Origin of the sequence: Staphylococcus simulans (assembly GCF_002994445.1) — a bacterium.
Classification (GTDB): domain Bacteria; phylum Bacillota; class Bacilli; order Staphylococcales; family Staphylococcaceae; genus Staphylococcus; species Staphylococcus simulans_B.
On the sequence record NZ_MRZJ01000001.1, the window covers coordinates 418485 to 437190 of the forward strand.

The following is an 18706-nucleotide window of genomic DNA, read 5'->3' on the forward strand; positions in this document are numbered from 1 at the left end:
TCATCTGAGATGTCGCCATGAAAAAGTTATTTTCTTCACTAGCCGTATGCGCACTGCTGCTCTCAGGATGCAGCAACAGCGGAGGACATTCCGCTTCGAATACGGATCAATTAAATGTAGAACTTCCATTAAAAACTACTACACTCGCACCTTATGATACTGATGTTCCAGTTACAGTAGGGGCAGCTGAAACCTTATTTAAAACTTCAGCTAAAGGGGAAATCCAACCGCTTTTAGTAAAAACATATGAACAACCCTCTGATGACACATTGAAGTTGACTTTAAAAGACAATATTAAATTCCAAAATGGACATAAGCTGACAGGGGAAGCTGTCAAAAGCAGCTTAGAACAAGGCTTGAAAAAGAGTGAGCTGCTGAAAGCTACATTGCCGATAAAATCTATTCAGGCTAATGGGCAAGAAGTTACAATTCAAACCAAAGAAGCTTATCCGGAACTTGTTTCAGAACTCGCAAGTCCATTTACAGCTGTCTATGATACAAAAGCAGATACAGATATCAAACAAACACCTGTAGGTACAGGACCTTATGCCATCAAAGACTTTAAACGTACGCAGCAAATCAACTTAAGTCAAAATAAAGATTACTGGCATGGCAAGCCGAAACTCAAACAAATCAAAGTCACATTTAACGAAGACGGCAGCGCACGTACCGACCATGTATTATCTGGCAGAACAGATTTAACAAAAGATGTGCCTACAGATAAAATCAAATCTGTGAAAAAATCGGATAAAGCGAAACTTGAAACAACATCCGGTTACAGAACTTCTTTATTGCTTTATAACCATACGAGCAAGAAAATGACGAAAGACGTTCGAGCGGCACTTGATGCAGTGATTGACCGCAAACAAATCACTCAAAAGGTTGCTCATAATTATGCCAAACCAGCAAACGGACCATTCAATACAAATTTAGACTTCATTCAAGATAAATCTGTACCATCGCAAGATATTGAAAAGGCTAAAAAATTAATGGAAAAAGCAGGCTACTCTGATAAAAAACCATTAGCCTTGCGTATATCATCCTATTCAGGACGTCCAGAATTAACAAAAATTCTGCAAGTGATTCAATCTGATGCAAAACAAGCACATATCAATATCAAGATACAAAACGTTGATGATATAGAAGGCTTCTTGCAAAACAAAAAAGACTGGGATGCTTCTATGTACAGCTTTGGCACATACCCTCGAGGAGATAGCGGTTACTTCTTTAATATGGCCTATAAAAAAGGCGGTGCTGTAAATAAAGGGGCTTACCATAACGCACAAGTAGATCAGTTAATCGAACAGTTGAATCATACTGTAGATAAAAATGAACGCGACCGTTTAACAAATGAAATCCTGAAAGTCTCTAAACAAGATATTCCGAATAGTTATATCACATATAACGACCAAATCAGCGCTATGAATCAAAAGGTCGAGCATGTGAAAGTTTCACCAGAAGACATCTATTTAATAGATGAAAAGGTGGATAAGCAAGAATGATAATTAAACAAATTCTATCTAGAATAGGACAAATGATCTTAGTATTGTTTGTCCTTTCTACTATTACGTTTATTTTAATGAAATTGTCGCCAGGAGATCCGGTGAATAAATTGCTTCATTTAGATGTTGCGAATGTTTCATCTGAGCAAATCGAACAAACTAAAGCACAACTCGGATTGAATCAGCCTTTACTTGTGCAATGGTGGACATGGTTTTCACATATCCTGCATCTAGACTTCGGCACAAGTATACAGACACAAGAACCTATGCTGAGTGAATTGATTTACTTTACACCGCCGACATTGATGATCGCATTTGGGACGTTATTTATTACACTCGTACTGTCATTAACACTAGGAACACTGGCTGCAGTATATTACCATACATGGATTGATCGTGTGATTCGTGTTGTAACTTCAGCGTTTGTCAGTATCCCGTCATTTTTCTTAGGGATGTTGTTCATTTATGTGTTCGCACAGAAACTTGAAATTCTTCCTGCAGCTGGTATTGATACACCTGCAGGTTATATCATGCCGATTATTGCATTAAGCATAGGATTGAGTGCTTATCACATAAGATTGATGCGTTCGACACTGATTGATTTATATAGAAGCAGAGAAGTAAAAGCTTCTCGTGCTCGGGGAATGTCTGAAAGCTATATTTTGTTTAAAGACATTTTCAAACCTGCTTTAATCCCGGTTATTTCAATTATAGGGATGTCGATTGGCGGATTGATCGGCAGTTCGGTTGTTATTGAAAACCTTTTTGATATTCCTGGCATCGGTTACTTTTTAGTAGAAAGTATTCGTTCTAGAGATTACCCAGTTGTACAAGGTGCTGTATTGATGATAGGTGCTTTTGTTGTTATCGGTAATACAATAGCGGACATCATTATTTTATTCTTAGATCCGACACAACGTTATCAGCATTTAAAACACAAGCCGTTATGGAAGAAGAAAGCAGAAGGGCGCGTGAAGCAATTATGAAATTAACGAAAAAGAACAGCATCTTTTATGTTTTTGGCGCCTATTTAATATTGCTTATCATCTTGCAGTTTACTGTTTCAACATCCCAAGCATTGACTGTACATTTAAATGAAGCTTTAGAAGGACCAAGTTTGAAGCACCTCTTAGGTACAGATGATTATGGCAGAGATTTATTTGCACGTCTTGTAATCGGTGCGCGCTATACATTGGCAATCACGTTACTTACAATTTGCATGATTGTACTTATCGGTGTGCCATTAGGTTTGATTGCCGGTTATCGCAAAGGCTGGATAGATACGATTATTATGCGTATCATCGATATCGGATTAGGTATACCTGACTTTGTATTTATGATTGCATTTGCCAGTTTCTTTAAACCAAGTATTTGGAATTTGGTAATTGCGATTACTATCATTAATTGGATGACGTATACACGTGTCACACGTGCAATTGTTAATACTGAGATGAATAAGAACTATATCAAACTGGCGCGTTATTTCCATACGCCTGGTTATATCATTATTTTCAAACACTTATTACCGCAAGTTGTGCCTTCATTAATTGTCTTAATGATAGTAGATATCGGTAAAATCATTCTCTATATTTCATCTTTATCTTTCTTAGGTTTAGGTGCACAACCGCCTTCACCAGAATGGGGCGCTATGTTAGCTGCAGGCAGAGATTTCTTTACAGAACATCCTATTATGTTATTAGCACCTGCTGCACTGATTTCAATTACTATCTTATTATTCAATTTGGCAGGCGATGCATTACGTGACAAAATAGCAGAAAGAAGGGATATTCATGGCTGAAGCATTAATGGAAATTAAAAATTTGAATATCACCGACAATTCACAACACACATTGATTAATCACTTAAATCTTACTGTCAATGAAGGGCAAGTGAATGTGTTGATTGGAGAAAGCGGTTCGGGTAAAAGTTTGACCGCAAGTACATTGATTGGTCAAACTCCTTCAAATCTGCATGTCAGTTATGATCAGTTTCTATTTAAAGGCGAACCTGTCACTGCATTTAAGCACTTATTAGGCCATAAAATCGGTTATATCTCACAAGATTACGCACACAGCTTTACACAACATACATTACTCGGCAAACAACTCGTCGCAATTTATCGCACGCATTATAAAGTTTCTAAACCAGAAGCACTCAGCCAAATCAAAAAAGCACTGAGTTGGGTCAATTTAGAGCATACAGAAATACTGTCAAAATACCGTTTTATGTTATCAGGCGGACAGCTGGAACGTCTATATATTGCCAGTGTCTTAATGTTAGAACCGGATTTGATTATCGCGGATGAACCTGTCGCATCATTAGATGTATTGAATGGACAACGTATTATGAAGTTGATTAAACATCTGGCAGAGGAACACGATACCACATTACTGCTGATTACACATAACTTAACCCATGTCATACAGTATGCGGATACTATTAATGTAATAAGAAACGGTACGATTATTGAAAGCGGTGCTTTAAAGCATTTCAGAGAAGGGCAGACACATCCTTATACACAGCAACTATTAAATTCGAGAAGCCGTTTAGTCAGAAAGGATGATGTGCATGATCAAAATTAAACATCTGAGTTTTGCGTATGATAAACAAAATGTCTTGCACAATATCAGTTTAAATATTCAAAAAGGTGAACTGATTGGAGTAATTGGTGAATCAGGTTCAGGAAAATCCACATTAATGAATTTAATCCTTGGCGATTTGCGGCCGGATCAAGGCGTCATTGATGTTAATACTGACCGCGTTTTACCGATTTTCCAGCAAGCTACACAAAGCTTTAACCCGAAATTAACACTCAAAGCATCATTGAAAGAACCATTAAAATACTATGCACATGCTGAATCCTCCTTTGATGCGATAGTATTGCCGTTGATGAAACAATTAAACCTCGAACAAAGACTATTAGAGCGTTATCCAGATCAAGTCAGCGGGGGACAATTACAGCGATTTAATGTCCTTAGAACAGTTATGTTGCAGCCGGATGTATTGATTTGCGATGAAATTACATCGAGCTTAGATGTTGTTGCTGAACAAAAGCTCATTTCACAATTAAAAGCCATTCATCATCAGCAGCAAACTACAATGGTAATTATTTCACATGATATCGCCATGCTGAATCAGATTGTCGATCGCATGATTGTATTACAAAACGGTCATATTGTTGATGATTTCAATACACAAGATTTATTTGCGTCAACACGTCATGCATATACAAAAGAACTTATCCAAGCTTATGATGAAAACTAAATCATAGTCACATATATCCGGAGGCAAAAGGCCATCCGGATATTTTATTTTAATATCTTGGATTATGTAAACTAAAATCTCTAATTAAGATCTCTATATACGGTTTCTAATATTCAACTCAAATTATGCCTGTAATCAGTATCGTTAAACTTCATAACTGCAAATATGTCCGAAATGAAATACATAAAATACGTATTTTGGTTCAGAAGTCAGAACTTTTATTCCTAAATTTGAATCACGTAACAAAGCTGCAGTATATGAATTAAAAACCACAGCAAGATTTATACAAACATATATGAGAGAGTATAGGTAAAAGGCACTTCTTCTGCTCAATACGTAACTTCCTATAATATATATTATGTAAACTAAAAGAACGAAAATAACAATTACATATAGCTACCTCGGTTTCATGCCCATTTTTGACATCTGTTATAAGTTACTGACTTACAATGTTTTAGTTACCATTAGCGATTCATTTATATGTTCATTTGAATGCTCAGATCTGATTCACAATTATCTCAGTAACCTCAATCGTTATAAACATGCTAATATTTAATCTAAGCTTGTAATTAAAATTATATTCCTAAATCTTAATCATCAGCTTCAATTACCAATTACAGCTATACGCCACTGGTAATTATCCATTATATGTAATGCTCGCTGCATCTCAGCGGCTCTCTCAGCATTAGTTATTTTCATTAAGCCATGTGATCATTATTTATAAAGTCCGAATATCACTATACTATAAAATTGCTTATATACTGCAAATTATCACTAGCGTTAATTGTATGATTGTCCATAAAATAATTTCTCAATGCAATACAGACGCTCTCTCAGCATACTAATTTTTAGAATGTTAGAGAAATCAGCATGAATGTATCATAATCATTGAATTCTAAATGTCCTTAACCGCAAAGGTCTATAATTATAATCCACTTTAGTTTACATAATATATCTATTGGAATTTAAATGCACTTTCTATTGATATACTTATTGACATCTTTTGCTGACTAAACATATTAAGCACTGTTTTTCATACATTCTAAACTTATGATGCATAATGCTTTTATCAATAGCAATTAATTACGCTATATGCGTACTTAAAACATCAGATATACTGCTTATACCACTACAAACTGTATAAATACAGCTTGCTATTTACGCGTCATGAGTATATATTATGTTTAAGGAGCTGATACTATGTTAGCAGACACTTTGAAAAAACTGCGCATGAATCATAAATTAACGCAACAAGAAGTAGCAAACGCTTTGCATATTGCCAATACGACCTATGCAGGTTATGAGCAAAATCATAGAACGCCTGATTTGCGTACGCTTATTAAAATTGCGGATTGGTACCATGTCAGTTTAGATGAACTAATAGGAAGATCCAACAGCAGTGCTTCTAATTCATTCATACAATTAGATATAGATAATAGTGACGATTGGCATCATTTAAATCAAAATATTCAAGAAAAAATCAAGCGTAATTTAACTGAATATACTGAATTCTTAATAGAGAAAAAACTAAATAAGTATTCCATGAATGATATTGCTAACTAACTCATTTCTTTTTGCCTTACTCCTCATTATACTTTTTAAAATAACCGAAAGGATTGAACATCTATGACCTCACAAAATGCATTCATGCCCCCTGTTCCCCCAAATAATTGGGACTACTTCTCAATTTTTATGACAAGAAGAGAATTTATCCAATTTGAAAAGCGCATTGATAATAAATTCGAAAGTTTGCATAAAGAGTTTAATATCAAGTTTGAGTCACTGCGTAGTGAAATGAATCACAGATTTGATACAATTGATCCACGATTTAATGCTGTTGATACATGCTTTGTTTCTGTTGATACACGATTTGATTCCGTTGATTCACGTTTCGATGCTGTTGACACACGATTTGATGCTGTTGACAAACGCTTTGACTACGTTGATGCACGTTTTGAAACTGTTGATTCACGTTTCAATGCTGTCGATTCACGCTTTGATGCTGTTGATAAACGCTTTGACTATGTTGATGCACGTTTTGAAACTGTTGATTCACGTTTCGATGTTGTTGATACCCATTTTGAAAAAATTGAAGTAGCCTTAAATAATCACGAAAAAAGATTTGGAAGAATTGAAACAACCCTTGATGATTTTCAAAAGGAAACACAAACACAATTTCGATGGTTAATCACTACTATTTTAGCAGCAATACCAACTATTCCCATTATCATAGGTCTTGTTAATTTATTCATCAAATAAATTAACAAATATATAACTAAAAATGTAAGACTATGATATATAAGTAGATTTAAGATACTTTAAAATATACAAATTCCACTCTCATTGGATTGAAAGGATGAACCCACATGAATTCACAACACGCCCTCTTACCACTTCCTCAAAACTATAAAGAATTATTTGCGATATTTGTAACCCGCAATGAATTTATTCAATTTGAAAAGCGTATTGATAGTCAATTTATGAATTTAAATGAAAAAATTGATGCATTAGACGCAAAAGTAAATGATATTCATCAATCACTGGATACTAAAATAGATGAATGCTTTAATACACTTGATGCTAAGATTGATGAACGCTTTAATACACTTGATGCTATGATTGATGAACGCTTTAACACACTTGATGCTAAGATTGATGAACGTTTTAACACACTTGATAGAAAGTTTGACTATAAATTTAATACATTAGACGGTAGAATGACTAAGCTTGAAACTAAATTTGATGATTTCCAAAAAAATTCGAATACTCAATTCAAATGGCTCATCACAACAATGCTCAGCATGATTTTGGTCGTTCTCGGTGTGTTAACTTATTTCATATAATGTTTTTTCTTCATTATACACTTATTTAAAGTCGCATATTTTCTCTTCCATTATTAACGGCAGGAAATGCTTCTAGCGAAACAATCAAACACTATGTATAAAACTAAAGAAAAAAGGTGACAACTTTGAGCCAAGCAATGATAGTTAAAATCATTTTAGATCCTAACAAAAAACAACTAGAATTAATCAAATAATCTTCACACTTATATATTGATACCGTTAATACACTCGTTGCTGAAATGGTTGAAGTACAGACAGAAACAATGAAAACCACCAAGCATATTCATGTACCTTTAAACAACAGTGTCAAGAATCAAGCAATTAGAGATGCTAAGTCAGTTTTTAAACAAGCCAAGAAAACACAATATCAAAAGATACCCGTTTTAAAAAGACCTATTATTGTATGGAATAACCAAAACTATACAATTAATCATACAAGTATAAGCGTTCCATTTATTGTAAAGGGCAAGTCTCAAATAATTGAAATTAAGGCTCACATTTCGGACTACGAAAGAAATATAATTGAAAAAGCCAGTAAATTAGGAACGTTGCGTATCACCTGAAAAGGAAAAGACTATTTCGCACAAATTGCAGTTGAAACACCTATTTAAACTACCCCTCAAGCATTAAGGTCATGGGTGTTGATTTAGGTATTAAAATTCCTGTTTATATTTACTATAACCCCCCTTCTATTATACAATTCACTTATTTTGTTGATTATCACCTTTTTATATCTATTTATAAGCGTTTAACACACAATTTTTTGCTAAAGGTTATATACTATTGTATATATTTCATGAAAGAGGTGCGAGAATTTGTCTACAAATCACATTAGATGGTCAAGTGTAATCATCGGCTTATTATTCTCATTAATTGGTATTTTGAGCGTAAGCTTCCCTATGAAAAACTTAGCAGTCATCACTTGGTTATTTGGTATTTTCTTCATTTTTAATGGGATTGCGGAATTATTATTCAGACGTTTAACTAAATCCTTTGTTGGGGTTTCTAGCGGATGGTTAATGATACTTGGTATTCTAAATATTATTTTCGGTATTTTGTTCATAGTTTTTACTGATATCGGCCAAGTCGCGATCGTGTATATGCTTGCATTCTGGTTTATCTTTGCTTCTATATTAGGTATCTTCACTGTGACACCAGCAGAGCGTACGAATAACGTATATCACTTTTTCTCAATACTCGTTAATATCATTGGTATTATCGCAGGTATCATCTTGCTGTTCAACCCATTTATAGGTGCTTATTTAATCGCTTTCTTTGTGGGTATCACTTTCCTCTTAATCGGACTTAACTATATCTTCGATGCATTTGCACACTAATTTAATCATAATAAAAAGCGTGCTTTCCTCATAATTTTGAAGAAAGCGCGCTTTTTAATTAACTTTAGTTAGTACTCTAATCCTTACTAACTATTTTTTTACTTTTTGACGGATATTATTCAATGTGTTGAAAATCCAGTATTTTACTTTTTGGATTGGTTTATAGAAATCTCCGATTAATTCTTCGATTTGAACATTGAAACCGCGTTTGAAGCGATATACACCATAGTCTTCACTATCTTCAGTGAAGTCTCCTGATAAACCATAGAAGTTATAACGATCATAACCATGTTCGAAGCAGTAATTAATCATATACCAATGCATCATATAAGGTCCCATGTATTGGTTATATTTCTCTGAAGAACCGCCAGAGAAATAATTCACTTCATAAGCATTCGCAAAGTAAACACCAGCAGCTAAGTCTAATACGGATCCGTCTGTTTGACGTAATTCGCTTGCTTTAAGCAATTCTTTTTGGTCATGTTCGATTTGTTTATCTAACTCAGAGATTTTCTTCAATTGCTTATCTGATTTATTTTCTTTCGCCATCATTTGATCACGACGACCTTCTTTGTCATTGAGTGATTCTTGTAATGATGTAATATATTCATCTAAATCAATATAAGCTAATGGAATAAGTACTTTATCACCGTAATGTTCAATAAAGTTTTTAAAGTACTCGTCTGTTTTAGAAACAAAGCCTGCACGCTCTTCTGTCTCACGGTAAAGTTTAAAGAATTTATCTAATTCGTCTTCACCTAAGAATCTCACTTTAACGCCATAATTAATAGCTTTATTAATGTTACGTTTACGTTGGCTGTCGAATTGTTTCTTAAGCGATGCCGGTGTTTCATCTTTTAGATCTAAAACACCCATCCAACGTACTTGGCTTGATGTATCGTATTTTGTTGTGAAGCCATGGTGGTGATAACCATGTGATTTGAACAAGTTCACAATCGCGTCATTTTTAGTACTGTCCGGCAGTGGATTAACATCTTTATCATAGATTTGATAAATCCAATAAGGGTCTATTTTAACGTATAAACATTGATGCTGGCGCAAGTACTTCTCTAACTCGCGCAAGTAAAACTCAACCAAACCTAAATCACTGTAATCCATCACAGGTCCGCGGTTTGAATAATATACGTAACTGCCCATCGTTGGAATTTTAGAAAATAAACTTGCTGCTACGACACGATTGTCAGTGTCTTTAATTCCAAGTAACACAACTTCGAAACCATCTGCCTCTCTAGTTCCGATGTTTTCCTTTGTTTGGAAATAATGACTTTCGAGTGATGGATTCTGCACAAAATTGTCATATTCTTTAACTGTCAACTCTGTAAATTTCATTTCTTTATTTCCCTTCTACCTTATGTTTATCTATCTTTAATTTTCTTCAATGTTGTATAGAGTTTGTACATTGGCTTATTAATAGGTGCAATAAAGTCTCCTACATACTCAATCACATCTGCGTTAAATCCTTTTTTGAACTTAACTACTCCTGCGTCTTCAGCATCTTCTGTGAAATGACCGCTGATACCGTAGAAATTATAGCGGTTGATACCGTGTTGAATCGCATAATTAATCATTTCCCATTGTACTGCATAGCTGCCTGCAAAATGACGGTATTCATTAGATGTTCCGCCTGCGTAATACACTACTTCAAATGGATTGATAATAAAGAAGCCTGCTGAAATCGGTAATTCATTACCATGTTTCTGCTGCAAGTCGCGCGCTTCAGCAACTTTTTGGTGATGCGCTTTCAACTGTTGCTCCAAGTTTTCTTTCTTACGTGCTGCTTTTTGATTATCAGGATTTTTATTTAAATCTTTCTCCGCTTTATTGATTTCTTTTTCTAGATTCTTCTCTTCAGAATTCAACTCATTGATATATTCCTCGAAATCAATATAAGCTAACGGTACAAGCACACGGTCTTTATAATGTTTTAAACGATGGTAATAGAAGTCATCTTCACGATCATCGAAATCTTTCGCTTCTGCAGTATCTTCCATAAACTTACGGAAAATATGCATTTCATCTTCCCCTAAGAAACGTACTTTGACACCGTTGCGTTTTACTTTTTTAGTATTACGCTTACGCAAGCTGTCCATACCTTTTAATACGTCTTGCGGTGTTTTGTCTTTTAAATCTAATACTGAGTGGAAACGAATTTGAATGATCGGATCGAATCCTGTTGTAAAGCCTTGGTGTTCGTAGCCGAGTTGTGCCATCTTATCGAAAATCCAATCATTTCCTGCATTACCTGTAATTTCCCCGTCATGATTGCGATATTGATAAGGTAAATACGGGTCGACACGCAAATACAACGCATTATATTGTTTCACATATTTTTTAAGTTCTCTAAAGAAGTAATGAACTAATTCTTTATTTTCATAATCAATAACCGGGCCGCGGTTTGAATAGAAATATTTAAAGAACTTCATCACTGGCACAGCTGTGAGTAAACATGCTGCGATAACATTGTCATCATTATCTTTAACACCTACTAAGTGTGTTTCAGTACCTTCTGCAACTTTTAACTCATAATTGCCAACCATTTGTGTAAAATGGCTATAAGGCATTTTATCTGTAAATTCTCCAAATTCAGCTGTAGTTAGATTGGTAAACTTCATAATTTCAATAACTCCTAATTTGTATTCTCTATCTTTTATTTTGCTTCTAATTTCTAATTTCAATCTTCATTATTATACAATACCCAAAACGAAAACTAAAATTGAAACCTCTGTATCTGTTTCTTTATTATGTATGTTAAGTAAGATAGTACTTTCTTACAACTATTCTGGTTAGTTTAAAATAGCGTTCCCTAAATTCCCTTGCTTTACTATCATAACATGCTCTCCCTTCAGATAGTTACCAAAACCCCTGTACACAAAGCAAAACAGAGTCATTTCTGACTCTGATACGTTTGCATTTATTTTAATTCAGCTTTCTCTTCATTTTCGTTTAGTGCTGATCTGATGTCTTTAAGATATTGTCTCGTTGATGTTATGTCATCTTCGGCAAATCGTTTCACTATTTCACTGCCGATGACCACACCATCAGCAAATCCGGAAACTTCAGCAACTTGTGCTTTGGTTCTGATGCCGAATCCTGCGACTACTGGGACATCCGCTTGTTCTTTAATCAATGCGATTTTATTTTTCAACTCAGGATGGAAACCGCCATTATCTCCTGTTGTTGCATTCATCGTTACAGTGTAAATAAATCCTTCTGCATGTTCTGCGATATGTTGAATACGGTCGTTTGAAGCGGTCATCGCAATGAGTGAAATGATTTTCACTTTTCGATTTTCAAAGCGTTGTTTAAACTGTTCAGCTAATTCAAAAGGCAGATCCGGTATGATCAAACCATAAACTCCTGCTGTTTCGCAGTCTTGAAGAAATTGTGCTTCTCCATAATGAAGAATAACATTATAATATGTCATCAAAACATAACGAGATTCAGTCAATTCCTCTTTATGTGCTTTTAATGCTTTTAATATTTTACGCGCACTCATACCTTCTTTGATTGCCTGTTGCCCAGCTTCCATAATAGTCGGACCATCTGCGACCGGATCAGAGAATGGCAGACCGATTTCTACAATATCCGCACCTTCTGCTTGCAGAACTTTTAAGTTAGCTATGAAATCTTTGTTTCCCATAATGTATGGAATAAATAATTTACTCATGGTCTCCACCTCTTCCTTGCATATAAGTGCGGATTGTATCCATATCTTTGTCTCCGCGGCCTGAAATTGTTACAACGATTATCTCGTCTTTATCCATCTTTGGTGCTAATTTTTCTACATAACTCAAGGCATGTGCACTTTCAATTGCTGGAATAATCCCTTCTGCTTTTGTAAAGCGGATTAATGCTTCCATCGCTTCTTCATCAGAAGCATTCGGATATTCGGCACGACCAATATCATGATAGTAGCAATGTTCAGGTCCGATACCCGGATAATCCAAACCTGCTGAAATAGAGTGTGCTAAACCGATTTGCCCTTCTTCATCTTGAAGCAGATACATTTTTGTACCATGCAATACACCGACTGAACCTTTTCCGATAGCTAACGCATGTTTGCTTGTTGATGCTCCTGCACCTGCAGCTTCAACACCATATAATTTCACATCTTTATCTTGGACAAATGGATAAAATGTGCCAATTGCGTTTGAACCGCCGCCTACACATGCGACAACACCATCAGGCAATCGCCCTTCTTTTTCTAAGATTTGTGCTTTAATTTCGTTTCCGATAACACTTTGGAAATCACGTACCATAGTTGGGAACGGATCAGGACCTAATGCTGAACCCAATAAATAGTGCGTATCATCCACATGGCTGACCCAATATTGCAGCGCCTTGTTAACCGCATCAGAAAGTGTACCTTGACCTTCTGTCACGGATACAACTTTCGCACCTAGCAACTCCATTCTAAAGACATTTAAAGCTTGTCTTCTGATATCTTCTTCTCCCATAAAGACAACAAGTTCCATATCGAAGAGTGCTGCGACTGTTGCACTGGCTACACCATGTTGGCCAGCTCCTGTTTCAGCCACTAATTTCTTTTTGCCCATACGTTTAGCTAATAGTGCTTGGCCTAATGCGTTGTTGATTTTATGTGCACCTGTATGGTTTAAATCTTCACGCTTTAAATAGATTTTTGCGCCGCCTAATTGTTCTGTATAAGACTGAGCAAAAGTTAATGGTGTTGCACGCCCTACATAATCTTTTAAATAACCGTCTAACTCTTCTTGGAAAGTCGGATCCTCTTTTGCTGCTTCGTATGCTTGTCTAAGTTCTTGAATAGCCGGCATTAACGTTTCTGGAACATAACGGCCGCCGTAATTTCCGAAAAATCCTAATGCATCTGCTTCTGTTTGAATAGGTTGTGTTGTATTATGCGTCATTTTTATCTCTCTCCTTAATATAATTTGATATTGTTTTCATTGCTTGTGCATCCTTTTGACCAGCTTGTTCAATGCCGCTTGCGATGTCATATCCTGCTGCTTTGATTCCAAGTTGTTCGAATGCTTGAATCTTTTCTAAATCCATACCGCCAGCAACCAAGTAAGGAATATCCGGCAATTGTTTCAATTGATTCCAATCGAATGTTTGACCTGTACCTCCGTAATGAATCGAAGGAGTATCAATAATAAATAAATCAGTATATGCACGATATGTTTCAATGGTTTCTGCTAAATGTGTATCTGCCGGCAATGCCTTATAAATCTGGATGTTTGGATAATGTTTGCTGCACCATCGTAACAGTGCAGTATCTTCATGGCCGTGAAATTGAATGGTATCTATATTAGTTTCATTGATTAATCGCGAGACAATGGCTTTTGTCGGATTCACAACGACTGCCGCTTTATGAATCGAATCAGGTATGATTTTTGTCATTTGAGCAATATCACTGATACTTTGATGGCGTTTGCTTTTCAAATAATGAATAAAGCCGATTGCATCTATATCATTTTGTATTGCCTGTTCAACATCTTTTTGATTTTGAAATCCGCAGTACTTTAAGAACATTTTACTGCTCCTTTTTCAGCTGCAAACTAGGTAAAAATTGCGAAAGGTCATCACATTTCATCAGCGATTCACCGATAAGTACACCATCAATACCAGAACCGACAACTTTTTCTACATCAGATTGTGTATGGATGCCGCTTTCAGATATATAATAGAAACCTTCTCTTTTATCTGCCAAAATTTCATTTGTATGTGCTACATCTGTTACGAATCGTGTTAAATCTCTATTGTTTACACCTATGATTTCTGGTGCTAATTGATAGGCTCTTTCCAATTCTTGTTTGCTATGGACTTCTACTAAAACATCTAAATCCAACGCTTTTGCATATTGATAAAGTTCATGCATTTGCTGATCATCTAAGATGTTAACGATTAATAAAATCATTGAAGCACCTGCTCGATGTGCCACATCGATTTGAATTGGTTCAATCATGAAGTCCTTACAAAGTACAGGCAGTGTTGTTTGCTGTGTCAGTTGATTAAGACGTTCATAACTGCCGCCGAAATAATATTCGTCTGTTAAAATTGAAATCGCCTGAGCACCATAAGTTTCATAGTCTTTCACTTGCTGTGTTAAATTTCTTTCCGGCAACTTCTTAACAGATGGACTTTTAGACTTGATTTCCGCAATGACTGAGAGATGGCTTCGTTCAGATAGTCGTTCGCTTAACTTCTTTTTATAACGTACATCTGTTTCAGGCAGTGTTCTTAATAAATCTTCATAATAGCCTTCTGCCAACAATTCTTTTTTATATGCTACGATGTCATCCAATATAGTCATACACTTGTCCCCCAGTTTTTTTATATTGTTCAAAGGCTTTTCCTTCGTCTATGAGTTGTTGTGCAAGTTTGACACCTTCTTGAATCGAGTCTGCTTTTTCTGCTGTATACAAGGCAATCCCTGCATTAAGTACGACAACATCGCGCTTGCTGGAATGATCTTTGCCACTCAGAATATTGAGTGTAATTTCTAGATTTTCTGAAGGTGTTCCGCCTCTTAATGTGTCATTGCTTGCAGGTGTTAACCCTACATCCTGTGCACTTAAATGATAAGAGGTAATGCCTTTATCTCGATTGACTTCGTAAATTAAGTTTTCACCTGATAAAGTCGCCTCGTCCATTCCGTTTGCGCCATGTAATACGATTGCGCGTTTTCTTCCTAAGTCATAAAGTGTTTGTGCCATTGTTTTCACAAAATCAGGGTTGTATACACCCACAACTTGATAATCTAATTTGAATGGATGAATCATAGGCCCTAAAATATTGAAGATTGTCGGACCTTCCAGCATTTTTCGGATGGGTTGAATATGTTTCATCACTGGATAAGTATCAGTCGCATTTAAAAAACCTAAACCTATTTCATCCATTTTTGCTTCTGCATCTATAACTTGTGTGCCTGCAATACCCATTTTGTTGAGTAAGTCAGTGCTGCCGGAAGCGGATGTAATGCTTCGGTTACCATGTTTTAATACCTTAACGCCTGCTGAGGCAACCACAAATGCGGTTGTTGTAGAAATGTTGAAACTATTAGATTTGTCGCCGCCTGTACCGCATACACACATCGCACCGGGATAAACCGGTTGAATGGGATACATCGTTTGTATCATTGCTTGAACTAAATAAGTCACTTCAGTTTGATTTAAGGGGCGAGCAGTATATTCACGCAGTAATTCAGCTTTGGTATCTTGGTCAATATCAGGATGGATTAATGTTTGAATAAATTCATGGATATCTTGTTGTGTTAAACTATTGTGCTGTTGAATTTTTTGAATAAGTGTCATGGCTGCTAGCCCCTTTCTCTACTAATTTAATAAAGTTATGAATTATGGTTGCGCCTTGTTCAGTCGCAAACGATTCTGGGTGGTATTGTATGCCGTAGTGCGGATAAGTTTTATGTTCATAAGACTGAATGCAATCTGTAGTCTCTCCTGTAATGATTAAATCTTTGGGAAACGTAACTGGATCGCTGACCAGTGAATGATAACGCATGATTTTCAAATCTTTTGGTACACCCTCGTATAAAATAGAATCATGTGTTTGATGCATCGTATCGACCTTTCCATGCAATACACTAGCACCTTGTATCACTTTGCCTTTGTAATAACACGTTAAGGCTTGTGCACCGAGACAAATACCTAAAATCGGCAAATCATGATAATGATTGATAATACGCGATAAATCATCTGTATCTTCTGGGTGTCCTGGTCCCGGAGAAATAATCACCGCGTCAGGATGCAAGTCATAAACAGTAGGATCGTCCGGATATTTCACAACAACATCTGCGTACCCTGCTACTATGTTTACTAAGTTATAAGTGAATGAATCATAATTATCTACAATCAATATCATGGTGTAACCTCCAGTAAGCTTTTAGCTTTCAAACGTGTTTCTTCTAGCTCTTTTTCAGGAATGGAATCATAAACAACGCCGCATCCTGCTTCTACATCAACATATGTTTCATCAATCAGCAATGTTCGAATGGCTAAGGCAAAGTCTAAATCGTGATTGCAGTTAATGTAGCCGACCCCTCCGCTGTATACTCCGCGTTTATATGGATGTGCTTCGTAAATTCTTTCTATCGCTCTTAACTTAGGTGCACCAGACACCGTACCAGTTGGTAAGAGACTTGCGATAATATCCATCGGCGATATTTTCTCTTTTAACTGACCAGTCACCACACTGACAATATGCATCACATGTTCGTACTTTTCGATTTCCATCAGACGTTCGATTTTTGATGTGCCTGTTTGACTGACACGATGGATATCATTTCTGCCTAGATCGACTAACATACTATGTTCGCTTAATTCTTTTTCATCGCTCAGCAGCTGTTTAGCATTAGCTTCGTCTTCTTCCGGTGTTTTTCCTCTTTTAATAGTTCCGGCAATCGGATTAGTCACTACTTCACTGCCTTTGACTTTCACAAAGCTTTCAGGTGAACTGCCTACTATAATCGGTTCATCAATATTCAAGTAATACATATACGGACTTGGGTTTTGTCGTTTTAATTTACGATATAGCTGATAAGATAACGCATGTAATTTATCACCGAATCCATGTTGGTAACGATAAATTCTTGAAGGTACAACCTGGAACATATCCCCTTCTGTGATTAACTGTTTAAATTTCGAAATAGTTTGAATAAACTGATTATCAGGAATATTCGGAATTATTTCTTTTTGAATCGGCACAAAAGATGTATCCGGTTGATATAATTTTATGTTTTGAAGTGAATCCACTTGCTTTTTAACCTTATCTTCGATGGCTATTTTATTTTCTTTTGAGAATAAATTCGTTGAGATGACATATAAATATTCTTTGTAGTGATCAAATACGTAAACATCTTCTATCATGTACAGATGCACATCGTTTTGTTCTGGTTTATCTTTAACAGCACTTCTTTTTAATACTGGAAACTCATGTCGCACCAAGTCAAAGCTGCAATAGCCTATAAATCCTGAAATAAACGGCAAGTCTTTCAACTGCTCATCTTCTACCTCTGAATAATAACTTTGTACAAAGTCTTTCAGTTTTTCGTACGGATGATTAGAGGTGATGGTTGTATCATAAGGTGTTTTAATTTCTAATTGATCCTCAGTTAAAATCACTTCTCCATAAATATCCAGTGCCACGACTGAATAGCGTCCTTTCGTTTTATTTTGGCTTGCACTTTCCAAGATGATTTTATGTGCTTTCAATTGTGCTAATGCTTCAGGGGTAATATCAGCATTCAGTCTTTCATAAACTACATCCATTTTTCTTATCGCTCCTCCCATAATAAAAAGCGCCCTTGTTTGTTGTAACAAGGACGCTTTTGGCGCGGTACCACCTTTGTTAGCAATCCATAAGATTGCTCACTCATGCTTTTATTTGATTGGCAGCTTCAAACAAAACCCAATTCATTAAACAGCGAGGTTAGTTTGCATCTACCACTAACTTTCTGAATCTGCTCACTCTGCTTAACTACTACCTTTTGTCTTATCACTGTATTTCTCTGTCTCTTCCAAATTAATAAAAGACACCACAATAACGCTTTACTCCTGTAAGGACGCGTTACCGTGGTGCCACCTTAGTTCAACATAGACATGTTCTTATTGATAAAAATTAAATTGTGTTCATGCTTGTTAAAAGTCCCAATTCACTTGATATGCTGTACTGATTTGCATCATCCATCAGTTTTCTGTTTGCTACATTTCATATAAGCTACGTTTACTTTTAACATCGT

At 35.9% G+C, this 18706-nt stretch carries 19 protein-coding genes; 10 read left to right on the forward strand and 9 right to left on the reverse strand.

Annotated elements, in window-relative coordinates; genetic code table 11:
* Window positions 1-17: 17 nt before the first annotated feature.
* The 10 genes from nikA to C7N65_RS02245 all read left to right on the forward strand — a co-directional run bounded on the left by nikA (window position 18) and on the right by C7N65_RS02245 (window position 8946).
* On the forward strand, window positions 18-1502 hold the full coding sequence (gene nikA, locus C7N65_RS02200) for a nickel ABC transporter substrate-binding protein (protein WP_105992829.1): 1485 nt from the start codon (window positions 18-20) through the stop codon (window positions 1500-1502).
* The gene (nikB, locus tag C7N65_RS02205) at window positions 1502-2488 is read left to right on the forward strand and encodes a nickel ABC transporter permease (protein ID WP_415918786.1); all 987 of its coding nucleotides are present in this window, start codon (window positions 1502-1504) and stop codon (window positions 2486-2488) included. The genes nikA and nikB overlap by 1 nt, the downstream gene beginning before the upstream one ends.
* The gene (nikC, locus tag C7N65_RS02210; RefSeq protein ID WP_105992831.1) at window positions 2485-3300 is read left to right on the forward strand and encodes a nickel transporter permease; all 816 of its coding nucleotides are present in this window, start codon (window positions 2485-2487) and stop codon (window positions 3298-3300) included. Before nikB ends, nikC begins: the two co-directional genes overlap by 4 nt.
* On the forward strand, window positions 3293-4084 hold the full coding sequence (locus C7N65_RS02215) for an ATP-binding cassette domain-containing protein (protein WP_105992832.1): 792 nt from the start codon (window positions 3293-3295) through the stop codon (window positions 4082-4084). The genes nikC and C7N65_RS02215 overlap by 8 nt, the downstream gene beginning before the upstream one ends.
* On the forward strand, window positions 4071-4766 hold the full coding sequence (locus C7N65_RS02220; protein WP_105992833.1) for an ABC transporter ATP-binding protein: 696 nt from the start codon (window positions 4071-4073) through the stop codon (window positions 4764-4766). The genes C7N65_RS02215 and C7N65_RS02220 overlap by 14 nt, the downstream gene beginning before the upstream one ends.
* Window positions 4767-5966: 1200 nt before the next feature.
* Window positions 5967-6329: a helix-turn-helix domain-containing protein gene (locus tag C7N65_RS02225; RefSeq protein ID WP_105992834.1), complete on the forward strand. Its 363-nt coding sequence runs from the start codon at window positions 5967-5969 to the stop codon at window positions 6327-6329.
* A 63-nt stretch (window positions 6330-6392) separates the two neighbouring features.
* A complete protein-coding gene (locus C7N65_RS02230; protein WP_105992835.1) occupies window positions 6393-7025 on the forward strand; it encodes a hypothetical protein in 633 nt (210 codons plus the stop codon).
* A gap of 107 nt (window positions 7026-7132) precedes the next feature.
* Window positions 7133-7609, forward strand: coding sequence for a DUF1640 domain-containing protein (locus tag C7N65_RS02235; protein WP_105992836.1), 477 nt, complete (start codon window positions 7133-7135; stop codon window positions 7607-7609).
* Window positions 7610-7848: 239 nt separating this feature from the next.
* Window positions 7849-8172 carry a hypothetical protein gene (locus tag C7N65_RS02240; protein WP_158698091.1) on the forward strand — a complete coding sequence of 108 codons (324 nt, stop codon included), beginning with the start codon at window positions 7849-7851 and terminating at the stop codon, window positions 8170-8172.
* Window positions 8173-8424: 252 nt separating this feature from the next.
* Window positions 8425-8946, forward strand: coding sequence for an HdeD family acid-resistance protein (locus C7N65_RS02245; RefSeq protein ID WP_105992838.1), 522 nt, complete (start codon window positions 8425-8427; stop codon window positions 8944-8946).
* A 90-nt stretch (window positions 8947-9036) separates the two neighbouring features.
* On the opposite strand, the gene C7N65_RS02250 is transcribed toward C7N65_RS02245, so the two are convergent.
* The 9 genes from C7N65_RS02250 to C7N65_RS02290 form a co-directional block, all read right to left on the reverse strand.
* Window positions 9037-10296 (reverse strand): aminoacyltransferase, encoded by a 1260-nt coding sequence (locus C7N65_RS02250; RefSeq protein ID WP_105992839.1) that lies wholly within the window; start codon window positions 10294-10296, stop codon window positions 9037-9039.
* Window positions 10297-10322: 26 nt separating this feature from the next.
* The gene (locus C7N65_RS02255; RefSeq protein WP_105992840.1) at window positions 10323-11579 is read right to left on the reverse strand and encodes an aminoacyltransferase; all 1257 of its coding nucleotides are present in this window, start codon (window positions 11577-11579) and stop codon (window positions 10323-10325) included.
* Between the two features lie 299 nt (window positions 11580-11878).
* Window positions 11879-12634, reverse strand: a complete 756-nt coding sequence (gene trpA, locus C7N65_RS02260; RefSeq protein WP_105992841.1) for a tryptophan synthase subunit alpha — start codon at window positions 12632-12634, stop codon at window positions 11879-11881.
* Window positions 12627-13856 carry a tryptophan synthase subunit beta gene (gene trpB / locus C7N65_RS02265; RefSeq protein ID WP_105992842.1) on the reverse strand — a complete coding sequence of 410 codons (1230 nt, stop codon included), beginning with the start codon at window positions 13854-13856 and terminating at the stop codon, window positions 12627-12629. Before trpB ends, trpA begins: the two co-directional genes overlap by 8 nt.
* Window positions 13846-14481 (reverse strand): phosphoribosylanthranilate isomerase, encoded by a 636-nt coding sequence (locus C7N65_RS02270; protein ID WP_105992843.1) that lies wholly within the window; start codon window positions 14479-14481, stop codon window positions 13846-13848. The genes trpB and C7N65_RS02270 overlap by 11 nt, the downstream gene beginning before the upstream one ends.
* Before the next feature lies 1 nt (window position 14482).
* On the reverse strand, window positions 14483-15262 hold the full coding sequence (gene trpC, locus C7N65_RS02275) for an indole-3-glycerol phosphate synthase TrpC (protein ID WP_105992844.1): 780 nt from the start codon (window positions 15260-15262) through the stop codon (window positions 14483-14485).
* Window positions 15246-16262 carry an anthranilate phosphoribosyltransferase gene (gene trpD / locus C7N65_RS02280; protein WP_105992845.1) on the reverse strand — a complete coding sequence of 339 codons (1017 nt, stop codon included), beginning with the start codon at window positions 16260-16262 and terminating at the stop codon, window positions 15246-15248. Before trpD ends, trpC begins: the two co-directional genes overlap by 17 nt.
* Complete coding sequence (locus C7N65_RS02285) at window positions 16228-16830, reverse strand: anthranilate synthase component II (protein WP_105992846.1); 603 nt, start codon at window positions 16828-16830, stop codon at window positions 16228-16230. The genes trpD and C7N65_RS02285 overlap by 35 nt, the downstream gene beginning before the upstream one ends.
* On the reverse strand, window positions 16827-18236 hold the full coding sequence (locus C7N65_RS02290) for an anthranilate synthase component I (protein WP_105992847.1): 1410 nt from the start codon (window positions 18234-18236) through the stop codon (window positions 16827-16829). The genes C7N65_RS02285 and C7N65_RS02290 overlap by 4 nt, the downstream gene beginning before the upstream one ends.
* Window positions 18237-18706 lie beyond the last annotated feature (470 nt).

Excerpts from the sequence above, each read along its gene's own strand:
- C7N65_RS02290 (WP_105992847.1), bottom strand. The coding sequence starts at position 18,236 with ATGGATGTAGTTTATGAAAGACTGAATGCTGATATTACCCCTGAAGCA.
- C7N65_RS02240 (WP_158698091.1), top strand. The coding sequence starts at position 7,849 with ATGGTTGAAGTACAGACAGAAACAATGAAAACCACCAAGCATATTCAT.
- trpA (WP_105992841.1), bottom strand. The coding sequence starts at position 12,634 with ATGAGTAAATTATTTATTCCATACATTATGGGAAACAAAGATTTCATA.
- C7N65_RS02215 (WP_105992832.1), top strand. The coding sequence starts at position 3,293 with ATGGCTGAAGCATTAATGGAAATTAAAAATTTGAATATCACCGACAAT.
- nikC (WP_105992831.1), top strand. The coding sequence starts at position 2,485 with ATGAAATTAACGAAAAAGAACAGCATCTTTTATGTTTTTGGCGCCTAT.
- C7N65_RS02220 (WP_105992833.1), top strand. The coding sequence starts at position 4,071 with ATGATCAAAATTAAACATCTGAGTTTTGCGTATGATAAACAAAATGTC.
- trpB (WP_105992842.1), bottom strand. The coding sequence starts at position 13,856 with ATGACGCATAATACAACACAACCTATTCAAACAGAAGCAGATGCATTA.
- C7N65_RS02255 (WP_105992840.1), bottom strand. The coding sequence starts at position 11,579 with ATGAAGTTTACCAATCTAACTACAGCTGAATTTGGAGAATTTACAGAT.
- C7N65_RS02230 (WP_105992835.1), top strand. The coding sequence starts at position 6,393 with ATGACCTCACAAAATGCATTCATGCCCCCTGTTCCCCCAAATAATTGG.
- C7N65_RS02225 (WP_105992834.1), top strand. The coding sequence starts at position 5,967 with ATGTTAGCAGACACTTTGAAAAAACTGCGCATGAATCATAAATTAACG.
- trpC (WP_105992844.1), bottom strand. The coding sequence starts at position 15,262 with ATGACTATATTGGATGACATCGTAGCATATAAAAAAGAATTGTTGGCA.
- trpD (WP_105992845.1), bottom strand. The coding sequence starts at position 16,262 with ATGACACTTATTCAAAAAATTCAACAGCACAATAGTTTAACACAACAA.
- nikA (WP_105992829.1), top strand. The coding sequence starts at position 18 with ATGAAAAAGTTATTTTCTTCACTAGCCGTATGCGCACTGCTGCTCTCA.
- C7N65_RS02235 (WP_105992836.1), top strand. The coding sequence starts at position 7,133 with ATGAATTCACAACACGCCCTCTTACCACTTCCTCAAAACTATAAAGAA.
- C7N65_RS02250 (WP_105992839.1), bottom strand. The coding sequence starts at position 10,296 with ATGAAATTTACAGAGTTGACAGTTAAAGAATATGACAATTTTGTGCAG.
- C7N65_RS02270 (WP_105992843.1), bottom strand. The coding sequence starts at position 14,481 with ATGTTCTTAAAGTACTGCGGATTTCAAAATCAAAAAGATGTTGAACAG.
- C7N65_RS02285 (WP_105992846.1), bottom strand. The coding sequence starts at position 16,830 with ATGATATTGATTGTAGATAATTATGATTCATTCACTTATAACTTAGTA.